Source organism: Janthinobacterium violaceinigrum, assembly GCF_009208555.1.
GTDB classification, from domain to species: Bacteria; Pseudomonadota; Gammaproteobacteria; order Burkholderiales; family Burkholderiaceae_D; genus Janthinobacterium; species Janthinobacterium violaceinigrum.
The window spans coordinates 79,025-89,654 of sequence record NZ_WFLI01000025.1 but is presented as its reverse complement, the minus strand read 5'-3'; the positions used below and the strand labels follow the sequence as shown (position 1 = coordinate 89,654).

10 protein-coding genes and 1 rRNA gene are annotated in these 10,630 nt (G+C 51.4%); 6 read left to right on the top strand and 5 right to left on the bottom strand.

Annotated elements, in window-relative coordinates:
* Positions 1-7: 7 nt before the first annotated feature.
* Positions 8-120 (top strand): 5S ribosomal RNA (gene rrf / locus GCN75_RS19850).
* Positions 121-179: 59 nt separating this feature from the next.
* On the opposite strand, the gene GCN75_RS19845 is transcribed toward rrf, so the two are convergent.
* The 3 genes from GCN75_RS19845 to GCN75_RS19835 form a co-directional block, all read right to left on the bottom strand.
* Entirely contained in the window at positions 180-524 is a 345-nt protein-coding gene (locus GCN75_RS19845; RefSeq protein ID WP_071325465.1) for a DUF1840 domain-containing protein, read from the bottom strand.
* Positions 525-704: 180 nt separating this feature from the next.
* Positions 705-1,250 carry a hypothetical protein gene (locus tag GCN75_RS19840; protein WP_152283952.1) on the bottom strand — a complete coding sequence of 182 codons (546 nt, stop codon included), beginning with the start codon at positions 1,248-1,250 and terminating at the stop codon, positions 705-707.
* 65 nt (positions 1,251-1,315) lie between these two features.
* Positions 1,316-2,068, bottom strand: coding sequence for an ATP-binding protein (locus GCN75_RS19835; protein WP_226941473.1), 753 nt, complete (start codon positions 2,066-2,068; stop codon positions 1,316-1,318).
* An 18-nt stretch (positions 2,069-2,086) separates the two neighbouring features.
* On the opposite strand from GCN75_RS19835, the gene GCN75_RS19830 reads away from it, so the two are divergent.
* From GCN75_RS19830 to GCN75_RS19810, 5 genes are all read left to right on the top strand, one after another.
* Entirely contained in the window at positions 2,087-2,776 is a 690-nt protein-coding gene (locus GCN75_RS19830; protein WP_226941472.1) for a TnsA endonuclease N-terminal domain-containing protein, read from the top strand.
* Positions 2,769-4,673 carry a Mu transposase C-terminal domain-containing protein gene (locus GCN75_RS19825; RefSeq protein WP_152283951.1) on the top strand — a complete coding sequence of 635 codons (1,905 nt, stop codon included), beginning with the start codon at positions 2,769-2,771 and terminating at the stop codon, positions 4,671-4,673. Before GCN75_RS19830 ends, GCN75_RS19825 begins: the two co-directional genes overlap by 8 nt.
* 5 nt (positions 4,674-4,678) lie before the next feature.
* Positions 4,679-5,557: a TniB family NTP-binding protein gene (locus GCN75_RS19820; protein ID WP_226941471.1), complete on the top strand. Its 879-nt coding sequence runs from the start codon at positions 4,679-4,681 to the stop codon at positions 5,555-5,557.
* Positions 5,512-6,633 (top strand): TniQ family protein, encoded by a 1,122-nt coding sequence (locus tag GCN75_RS19815; RefSeq protein WP_152283949.1) that lies wholly within the window; start codon positions 5,512-5,514, stop codon positions 6,631-6,633. Before GCN75_RS19820 ends, GCN75_RS19815 begins: the two co-directional genes overlap by 46 nt.
* A gap of 580 nt (positions 6,634-7,213) precedes the next feature.
* Positions 7,214-8,101: a hypothetical protein gene (locus GCN75_RS19810; protein WP_152283948.1), complete on the top strand. Its 888-nt coding sequence runs from the start codon at positions 7,214-7,216 to the stop codon at positions 8,099-8,101.
* A gap of 13 nt (positions 8,102-8,114) precedes the next feature.
* On the opposite strand, the gene tcmP is transcribed toward GCN75_RS19810, so the two are convergent.
* Positions 8,115-9,332: a three-Cys-motif partner protein TcmP gene (gene tcmP, locus GCN75_RS19805; RefSeq protein WP_152283947.1), complete on the bottom strand. Its 1,218-nt coding sequence runs from the start codon at positions 9,330-9,332 to the stop codon at positions 8,115-8,117.
* Positions 9,332-10,618 carry a three-Cys-motif partner protein TcmP gene (locus tag GCN75_RS19800; RefSeq protein ID WP_152283946.1) on the bottom strand — a complete coding sequence of 429 codons (1,287 nt, stop codon included), beginning with the start codon at positions 10,616-10,618 and terminating at the stop codon, positions 9,332-9,334. Before GCN75_RS19800 ends, tcmP begins: the two co-directional genes overlap by 1 nt.
* Positions 10,619-10,630: the final 12 nt, after the last annotated feature.

Below are 10,630 nucleotides of genomic sequence, written 5' to 3'. Positions count from 1 at the left end.
AGTTATGCCTGATGACCATAGCAAGTTGGTCCCACCCCTTCCCATCCCGAACAGGACCGTGAAACAACTTTGCGCCGATGATAGTGCTGCAACCAGTGTGAAAGTAGGTTATCGTCAGGCTTGTTATATAAAAAACCCCGCGTGTGCGGGGTTTTTTTTCGTCTGCAGCATGCATCGGGCTAGATGCCCCAGGTAATGCTTTCACCTTCTGCCTTGGCCGAGCGCAGCATTTCCATCAGCGGATAGGCGCGCTGGGAAAAATGGACTTTTTGCGCGCGCGCATGGGCGCCCGTTTCGCCATCTTCCAGCGTTTCCGGCGTATGTGCATCGTGTTCGATGTCATTTTCCGGATGCAGTTTGCTTTCCGCGACCTCTTTTTCCAGCAGGGCCAGGGCATCACCGGCTTCCGCTGGCGTGATGACGCCGCGCGTGGGGTTCTTGTGCAGGATGTCGAGGATACGCTGCGCATGTTCCTGGTACATCAGCACTTCAGGGGAGGATTTGGATTTGAATGAGATCAACATAAGCGCTTTCTGGAACTTGTTGTTAGTGTCGAAACAATATCACGACTTGAAATGTCGCACAGGCCGTCCGATTGCCCGGATTGCACATTTGCAAGCCGGATAGGGCCATCTGTTGGACAACGCACGTATTTACAAGAGCTTGCGGATCGTGAAAACCGCCATTTAAGCGATCGTTAAGTCTCAATCCAGTTTCACGGAGTCCATGAAGGTGTCGATGGTGTCGCGCGACAGCTTGCTTTCTTCACCGAGTATGACGATCTGGAAGATGCGCTTGTCCTGCGCCACAAAACGGCCCACCAGCAATACAGGTTTGCCTTGCTGCGTTCCGCCGGCTTCGATGCTGAGCGAACTGCGCTGCTGCGTGCCGGCAGCGCTGCTGCTGGCGGCCGAGACGGATTTTTCGCTGCGCACGGTGCCGTTGATATTTTTCAACAGGGCCGTCTGCATGGCGGGCAAGGCCGCTTGCGCCTGTTCTGCGCTGTCGAGCACGGCGCTGCCGATGGCGAAGGTGCTGCCATCGGCTTCGCTCGCCGTCATGGTCAGGCTCACTTTCTTGCCATCGAGATCGATCTCGCGTGTCAGTACGGCCGGCTTGCCTGGAAACAGGGCCGTGAACTGGGCGTCGGGGCTGCGATAGTCGCGCCAGTCGAATTTCGGACTGCAGGCGGACAGCGTGCAGGCAGTCGCGAGCACGGCCAGGAAGATGGCAAGTGATGGTTTTTTCATCAGCAGATGGTAGCAGCGCCGCCAGCCACGCGCAATCGCGCACGTACGGGCCATGGCTGGCAGGCTCATAGCTCGCGCAGTACGCGCCGGTACTGGATGGCCTCGGCCAGATGCGGCGGCGTGATGGCGGGGCTGCCCGCCAGGTCCGAGATGCTGCGCGCCACGCGCAATACCCGGTGGTAAGTGCGCGCCGACCAGTGCAGGCGCGCCATGGCGCCAAGCAGCAGCTGTTCGCCATGTGCGTCCAGGCGACAATGCTGTTCGATTTCCGTGTTGCTCAAGCGCTGGTTCGATTTCCCCTGGCGCGCCAGCTGCAGGGCAAACGCTGCCGCTACCCGGGCAGCGATGGCTTGCGTACTTTCACCGGCGCCGGCACGCCGCCCCAGCGCCGCCGGAGCCATGGCGGCCACTTCGATCTGCAGGTCGATACGGTCGAGTAGCGGACCGGACAGGCGGTTGTGATAGCGCAGCACGGCATCGGGCGTACAGCGGCAACGCCCGGAAGCGTGGCCCAGATAGCCGCACGGACAGGGATTCATGGCGGCGATCAGCTGAAAGCGGGCGGGAAACTCGGCCTGGCGGGCCGCGCGTGAAATGCTGATCACTCCCGATTCCATGGGCTGGCGCAGGACATCGAGCACCCGGCGGTGGAATTCGGCAATTTCATCGAGAAACAACACGCCGCAGTGCGCCAGCGAGATTTCTCCCGGACGCGGCACGTTGCCGCTGTCAATTCTATCTAAATTCACGACTGAAATTATCTTGACGTACTCTATAGTTCTACGGCACCATACAACAAAAAACACGACTGACAACATTTAAATATACGACTAGATATGAAAACCGGCTTAAATGCGCGACTGGATTGTTTGGCTCCAGTTCGGCCTCTCAGAATGAGTCGTCGGGCCCTCACGGGTCGGATCACTGTCGACGGTACTGAACGCGCTGGATTTGAATCGTCCTTAGAGAGAGACTGGTTGATCTGTCTTGATTTTGATCCTGCTGTAACGTTGATACGAGAGCAGCCTTTTTCTATTCTGTACGACGCGAATGGACGTGAACTGCGCTATACCCCTGACATACTTGCCCAGTACCTTTACCCAGGGCGTGACCCAATCGTCATTGTTTATGAAGTAAAGCCGATCGAGAACCTTGCGCAGGATTTTCTAACGTTTCGGCCCAGATTCAAGCAGGCAGTTGCAGCATGCCGGGATGTTGGATGGCGTTTCAAGATCGTGACTGAAAAGCATATTCGTACACCATTCTTGAAAAATGCCAAATTCTTGCGAAAGTACCGTGGGATGGCAGTGCAGCAACTTTACCAGGATCAGCTTTTATACAGTTTACGCATACTCGGTCCAACAACGCCTCAAGCTCTGCTTGCAATGGCGTATACGGACGATGAGAGACGCATGGCTGCATTAACTGAGCTGTGGCGGATGGTTGCTAATCGGGAGATTGCTACCCAGCTTGAGTTGCCGCTGAATATGCAGTCGCGGATCTGGATTGGTACTGACGATGAATAAAATACCTAAAGGCTTCTTCGAGATGGTTCCTGGACAGCTAGTTCGCTCAGCTGGCAAAAAGTATCGTATTACACACTTGGTGACAGTTGATACCGTTTTCGCACAAGATGAGGAAACGCTTGAGAGTACTCGACTGCGCATCGACACACTCGAAGCTTTCGTTGAAGATGACTCAAAAGACATCCCACTCACGAAGGACCTTAGCCTCTACAGTGAAAAGGAATGGGCCATAGCTCAGCGGCGATTTCAGGCTATCAAACCTTTATTGGACAATCCAATTCGTACGCGCCTTGACGCCGAAGCGATCGCTACTGCACAGGGAGTACACGCGGCAACTCTTTATAAATGGCTCAGCGCCTACCAAAAAGCTGGCAATGTCTCTGCACTAGTGCCAACAAAGCGTGGGCGCGCGACTGGCACTCGCATGCTCAATGCTGAGCAAGAGAAGCTTATTGCCAGTGTGATCAATGAAGACTATTTGACCAAGCAGCGAAAGAAAAAGCAGGATGTGATTGATGAAGTTCAGCGCCGTGCGCGTTTAGCCAAGATTTCTGCCCCTCATGGCAACACGATTAGAAGTCGTATCAGTATGCTGCCTGTTGCCGAGACATTGCGCCGCCGCGGCCAAAGGGAGCAGGCTCGCAATCTGTATGAACCGTTGCAGGGGAAGTTTCCAGGAGCAGACTTTCCATTCGCAGTTGTGCAAATCGACCATACGCCAGCTGACATCATTCTTGTCGATGAGATCTATCGTCAGCCTATCGGTCGCCCCTGGTTAACCGTAGCCATTGATGTCAATACTCGCATGGTAGCTGGGTTGTACGTGACGTTCGATAAACCAAATTCCACAGCTGTAGCGATGTGCTTATCCCATGCCATATGTCCAAAGCGCGAGTATATGGCTGGACTTGGTGTCAGTGGCGACTGGCCAGTATGGGGAGTCATGAACGTGGTTCATAGCGATAACGGTAAGGAGTTTCGTGGTGCCGCGTTAGAGCGTGGGTGCGACGAGTACGCCATCGACCTTCAGTGGCGTCCTCCACTTCGTCCACACTATGGCGGTCACATTGAGCGCTACATGGGAACATTGGCGAACCAAATTCATAAGTTGCCAGGTACGACGTTTTCCAATCCTCGGCACCGCGCTAAATACGACTCAGAGGCGGAGTCCGCGTTGACGTTGAAGGAGTTTGAATATCATCTCGTTGAGTTCATCGTCAATGTCTACCATCAGCGCAATCATTCTGAACTAGGCATGCCGCCACGGAAGAAATGGGAGCTAGGTATCTTGGGCAACGCGACGAGCCCTGGTATTGGCATACTGCCAGTGCCTACTGATCCGGTGAAGCTGTTGCTCGACTTTTTACCGTTCTTTGAACGGTCTGTACAGCAATACGGCATCCAAATTGATCTCATCAATTACTACGATCCAGTCTTAGACCCATACATTAATTCTGTCGATCCCAACAATCCTAACGCCCGAAGGCAGTTTCTTGTGCGCAGAGACCCACGCGACATCAGCAAGATTTTTTTCTTTGATCCTATTGCGAAGGCCTACTTCCCGATACCGTATGCAAATGTTGGCCACCCCCCGATCAGCGCATGGGAGCTAAAGGAAGTACGCCGAACGCTCAAGGAGCAAGGTAAACATGATGTTGATGAAGATGTGATCTTTGAGGCGCTTGGACGTCTACGCGAGGCGGTGGAAAAATCATTGCACAAGACAAAGTCGGCACGCCGGCATGCCGCGCGTTCCCCGTTGAAAAAGCAGGCGGAAGCTGTAGAAGAAACTAAGACTCCACGGCTGTCACCGCCTTTGAAGTCATTGTTTGACAATGAGGAAGACCCATTTGCGCACCCAGTTAACCCTTTTGACGATGTATCGCTTACCCGATGAGATCTATGGATCACTTAGAGCCTGAAACGGCTGCCATGCTGGAGCTTCCTACTGACGAGCGTGTCATGCTTTGTAAGACCGATCGATGGGTCGGCTACACACGTGCGACACAGATCATGAACAGGCTTGATCAGTTACTGGTATATCCCAAGTCACTACGTATGCCCAGCGTTCTCATTGTGGGAAGAAGCGGAAACGGCAAAAGCTCCATCGTGGAGCGCTTTTGTTCACGATATCCGGTTCAAATGACAGCGACGGGCAATGCAATCTCACCGGTATTACAGATATCCATGCCGGAGACGCCCAGCGAATCGGAATTTTGGTCGGAGATTCTGTGGGCTATGGGTATTTCGCATGGCGATAAAGACTCCATTTTGCTTAAGAAAAAGCAGGCAAAATCTATACTCATCCAAGTGGGTATACGGGTGTTAGTCATTGACGAGTTCAATAACCTCACTACAGCTGGAAAAGGAGCGGGTGACTTGCTCGCGGCGATCAAGGGTATTAGCAATGTACTAAAAATTTCGATCATTGCCGCTGGAACCCAGGCGGCTATCAACGCATTGAATTTGGAGCCGCAGATGAAGTCGCGCTTTGATCCAGCAGCGCTCGATCGCTGGAAGCTGAACGTTGAGTATCTGCGGTTCCTTACCAGTTATCAGCGGCTCCTGCCTTTGGCCGAGCCGTCCGATCTTGCCTCGCGTGAGCTTGCGCCTATTATTTATAGTATGGCTGGCGAGACCATCGGTTCTACGGTTAATCTACTAAAGGCTGCGGCTAGTCACGCATTGCTGAGCGGTAAGGAGCGAATCGATAGAGATGTGTTGAAGGATGTGGTATGGACCGCACAAGACGAATGGGACGACATCGCGCGACGAGTATAGAAGTGGTGCCTTGGTATGCTCATGTTGTACCAGGTAGGGATGAGTTGATCAGCTCATTTCTCGTACGCTCGGCGCACCGGCATGGGTTGAGCCCATATCGATTTACAGCAGTGACCTTTCCCGAAAATGTTATCTGGACGCGTGACATCGATTCTTCGCTCAGCGACCAAGCACTTTCCTTGATTGCCCATTATTATGGCTTAACTATTGACGACGTCGTGGCGATGACCCTATTTGGTTTCATGGGTTGTGCCAGTAGCTCTGATCCGCAATGGCCAGCTTGTCAGCGGTGGATCAACGTGATTGGTATTTATCACCGACTTCGTTTGAGATTCGGATTGCAGTTTTGCCCGCTGTGCCTCAAAGACGAACCCGTGTTTCAACGTGCATGGCGCCTATCGTTCGTATTTGCTTGCCCGAAGCATGGAATCTTTCTGCGCGATTGTTGTCCTTCGTGTGAGATGGCTGTGATGCCGCATCGGTGTAAGCATGAGCCAACACGTTGCTGGCAGTGCGGTACCGTATTGCACTCATTTGATGGCAAGGATAAGGGCAGCGCAGATACTGCCTTGGCAGTACAGTATCGAATGTTGCGATGTCTTGATGGCCATGGATATTGCCTCGGACCGGAGTTGTTGTCGACACCAGAATTTATTCACGGCGCCTCCATTATGATGCGTCTCATCAAACAGCAATTGCAAAGTCATCCGGATTTGCGACCGATCCATATTTGCACGGTCGATATACGAGAAGAGACTAGGCGTCTTCGCACCCATTCACGCGAAGCACTGTTTTCGGTACTTAATGAGTTGCTTGAAGATTGGCCAGTGAATTTTCTGCATTTTGCCCACGCTGCTGGTATGACTCAGCTTGCGTTTCGCACTTGTGGAGAGTTGCCTAACTGGCTTACGGCTGCGGTTGCCCTGCTTCCTGAGCGATTACGCACCAGGCCGAGAAATAACGATAAATGGCTGATCGACCACGTGTGTCGCCTAGAGCATGTTGGTGGTGCAGTATCTTGGGCATTGCGCGCCCAGGCGCTAATGCGAGCGGCAAAAGGAATCTATGAGTGTTGATAAAAAAGGGGCACGCTACTGCGATGAGTGCGGTCGTGGCATCGTTAAAGTGCACAAGGTATATAAGGGCAATGATTACTGCGGGAGCTGCTACGCGAGAGTGTTCCCGTCAGTGCCTTGCTCTCGTTGTAGCAAAAGCGCGCGCCCTCATTGCAATGACATCGGGGATCCAGTATGTAGAGCATGCCTGATGTCAGAACGCCTTTGCGTACGTTGTGAAAAGAGCGTGCCTCGCGCCGCTCTTATTGTCGACGGCAAAGCTGTTTGCTCATCTTGTTCCCCATATTTTCGCAGCGAGCAGCAATGCCCTGGGTGCAATCGCGTGACCTCACGCTTATCTGCGGCACCAGCGTACGGAGTGGTAGACAAAGTATGTGATTCCTGCCGTAATCAGCTAACACATGCGACATGCACAATATGTCGGAAGCACAGGAGGGTCGCAACTTTTGTTGATGGCCAAGGAGCTCGATGTACTAGTTGCGCTGATGATCCTTCTGTCGCCCATGCTTGCCCAGATTGTGGTGATCGCGTTTTGGGGCGCGGTAATTCGCGCTGCCGGCCGTGCGCTAATAAGCTTGCCTTGGATCGTGAAGTTACACTTACCTCTGCGATCTTTCGCCATGAATGGGCCGCCACTCTATGGGGGCGTTTTTCCCTATGGCTGTATTCCAGCCATAGAGCAAATCCAAACCTCTTGGGCCTTATCCGTAGCCATCAGATCTATTTTGAGCGCATCGATGCGGCGTTTTCATCTGTTCTGGACCTGACCGACCAATCCTTGCTACGTCTTTTTGGCGTAACAGTTCTACGAACCCATCTGCTTCCAACCCGCTTCATGAATGAACAGCTTGGTATTGAAATATCGGACGAAGACAAACTTGATGCAGTGGAGCGCTCAAGAATTGAGGAGGTCATCCTTGCCAGCAAACGTGAATCTTGGGGGTGGATTGTTCAAGCCTATCTTGCTGAGCTCGATAAGAAGGGGCTTTCACTACGCAGTATACGAATGTATATCTCGACAGCCAACCAGTTTGCCAAAAGCGTCAGACTTGAAAGACAAGCATGGACTACGGGGCAAATCGAGAGGTTTTTAGCATCTTGGCCTGCGCGTCGCAATAATCTATCAGGCTTCGTATCGTTTTGTCGGCAGTCCCAAAAATGGGATGTCACATTGCCTGCAAAGGGAGCGGTGATCGCTCCTGTGCGAAATCCGCTAGCAGTAGTATCAAAGCTCACTAAGCTGATCGCGAAGGTTGATGTGATGGGCATAGAGCAGGCGGATAAAAAGGTACTTGAGAAAATTCTTGCTGCAGCTCTTGGTATCCCTGTGCGAATGGTAAAAGCGATGTCAATCGATCAAATCAATATCGAAGAGACCGGAATAGTCTTTTCGCTTGCAGAGAAGGAAGTTCTTTTGCCGCCTGAATTGGAACCCTATGGGCGGCGATTGGCGAGTTATCTTGCTTAGGGATTGGAGTAACTTAGTCACCTTGCTTTTGTGTGGTTAGAATTAAGGTTTCCTTCTTATCATAATTAACCGCATTCTTTATTCGCCTTTTAATGTTTCCGTCAACGTTGCTAACTTTGCCTTGTATCATTAAGTTTTTAAGGGCGAGTTGTAATTCAAAAGGGAAGCAATTACTTTTGCAAATTAGCTCAGCAAACACAGCTTCAGTGACGATCAGAGGCTGATTTCCAATTCTTTCTAGCCAAAGTAAGCTAAGCTTTTCCAGTCGATCGCCATCGTCCTCAATGCTAGATTCGACCTGGCTCGCATCAATTCCGAAGAGGTCACCTGTGCTATCTTCACGATTTTTCTTATTGAACTTGGCGGCAGTTCGCACTGCGTCTTGCACGCCCGCAAGTCTCTCTGACTGGGTCATGAACTCAATGATCCCTTTTGGGTGACGAGTGAGGTAAAGAAGATGATATTTGGTGCGATCTGCCGTGGGATCTAGGATTGACACGAAACCTGACAAAGCACGCGCGTTACCTTGACTAGCCCGCGTTACTAGCGTATCTCGATACCTGCCCAGCAAAAACTGCTCACGATGCGCAGGGTTCGCAGGTACCTCTTCCATGTCGAAAGCGCCGCCTAATAGCGCTGCAATGTTCTCCTGCAGAGCTGACATGGAAGCGGCGCGGTTGACAAAGTCGTACATAAAATTGATGAGAAATTCACTGCGCGGACGTGCCAGTAATGGTTGCAAAATCTCCGGCTTGACGGCCGCCCACCCTTTCGGGTCGATGAAAAAGAATACAAAACTTTTGGCAGGACAGTGCGCCAAGATCTCTGGTACACATTGCGTAAAATCGCCGTTAATTGCTCCACTGACGACGTTAGGAGGTGTGTGACTTGAGAGATAGCTGTTTAGACGGCTAAACGCTCGAACATTCTTTTCCACGTACAGAGCGCGGAACTTCACTGGCCGGCCAGCTTTTTTAAGCGTGTATTGGACCTTTGACAGCAGTTCCATCGATATCGCAATAGATGTCGATTTTAGATCATCGCTATCGTCTTTCCAGGGGCCTGCAAAACAGTCAACGAAAACGATCTCTTCATGGCCCAATTGTGTCGCACTCCACCCGACAATGTAGAGCAACCGTTCAAGGTAGCCCTCAAGCAGCAGATGCTTGATATAGGCCTGTTCTCTCCCGACATAAGCTTTAGGAATAATTTCGTGAGGATTGAATTTCATCAACGATAACCCATGAAAATCGATTTTTGGCGACTGGGAAGGAGTATATCTGTGCCGCGAATCGACGTTCCTTTTGCTCGCTGGCCGCCTCCCTCGATCAAGGCTTGTAACTCTTTAGTTGCGACCGCCTCGTTGAGAGACTCTTTGATGATTTTTTCAGTAGCGTTCGTTTTATTGGCTATTTGATAAATCAGATCGTTAAATGTGACGCCATCATGCTGCTCGTGAATGAGGCGAGGCAGTTCGTCACGTAGCGTTACGATGCTGCGAGTGCGTAAAGTCTCATCGAATGCACTCGCCTCCATAAAGTTCATCTCTGTCTGGAGTGTGACGTCCATGTCCTTGTTTGCTTCGTAACCTATTTGAAAGAGGCCCGCTTCTAGGCTATGGCCAAAGCTATTTCCATGATCCCAGTGAACACTCTTCATGACATCATTGGCCCTGTAAGCATTTGACAGATGCACTAACCAGTAGGACCAAGGGCTATTGCCTTGCGGCGTGACAAAAAAAAGCGTCATGAAACGTGCACCGCTCGCCTTCCATATGCCATGCGAGATCTGACGCTGGATGATTTGGCGCCATTGCGAGCCAGCTTTCAGACGAGCAATGTCGCGCCAATTGATGTACGGCTCCAGGCCAATCCTGCGCGTGATGGTATGGAACTGCTTGCTGTCGTTTAGAAAGGTAAGGAGAGAGTCAACGTTGAAAGTAAGTATGACCTCGGCACCCTGCAGGTTTTGAAATATGTTCGCCACTGTCGGCATGACAATATCGTCGTAGGCATATTGGTCAAGAAGAAAAATAGCACGTTGACCAGCCTTGCGTGAGGCAGCCGCAGCAATAATATCGGCGCACACCGTTTCGAACTTATTGTTGTAGAGCGCAATCTTCGTGCCGATATCACGACCATATCCTTCCGCATTGAGTGTGTGCTTGAGGTATTCGTATGAACTTGGATTGACTTCAACAAAATGATACTGTGCATCAACCTCACGAGGTGTTTGAATGCGCGAGGTATTAAGATATGCCTCAGCCTCTGCGGCCGTCTTTAGCATGATTAAAGGAGAGCCAGGTGCAGTGCCCTGGCCATCCGAATACAAACCACCACCTGCAAAACCATCGACAAGCGTGAGGCGTAGCCGCGGCATCTTCGCGTTGGCCATTAATACACCGATATATTTGTAAAGATAATCCCTGACCAGCTGATGTTTTACTTTTGAGTGAGGATCAAGTGGAGGTGGTGCATCTCCGACTATCCATTGCCATTTATCGCCAGTTTTAGTCAATTAATCTTCCCG

Coding starts and splice junctions, on each gene's coding strand:
- GCN75_RS19845 (WP_071325465.1), bottom strand. CDS start 524: ATGTTGATCTCATTCAAATCCAAATCCTCCCCTGAAGTGCTGATGTAC.
- GCN75_RS19840 (WP_152283952.1), bottom strand. CDS start 1,250: ATGAAAAAACCATCACTTGCCATCTTCCTGGCCGTGCTCGCGACTGCC.
- GCN75_RS19835 (WP_226941473.1), bottom strand. CDS start 2,068: ATGTTGTCAGTCGTGTTTTTTGTTGTATGGTGCCGTAGAACTATAGAG.
- GCN75_RS19830 (WP_226941472.1), top strand. CDS start 2,087: ATGAAAACCGGCTTAAATGCGCGACTGGATTGTTTGGCTCCAGTTCGG.
- GCN75_RS19825 (WP_152283951.1), top strand. CDS start 2,769: ATGAATAAAATACCTAAAGGCTTCTTCGAGATGGTTCCTGGACAGCTA.
- GCN75_RS19820 (WP_226941471.1), top strand. CDS start 4,679: ATGGATCACTTAGAGCCTGAAACGGCTGCCATGCTGGAGCTTCCTACT.
- GCN75_RS19815 (WP_152283949.1), top strand. CDS start 5,512: ATGGACCGCACAAGACGAATGGGACGACATCGCGCGACGAGTATAGAA.
- tcmP (WP_152283947.1), bottom strand. CDS start 9,332: ATGAAATTCAATCCTCACGAAATTATTCCTAAAGCTTATGTCGGGAGA.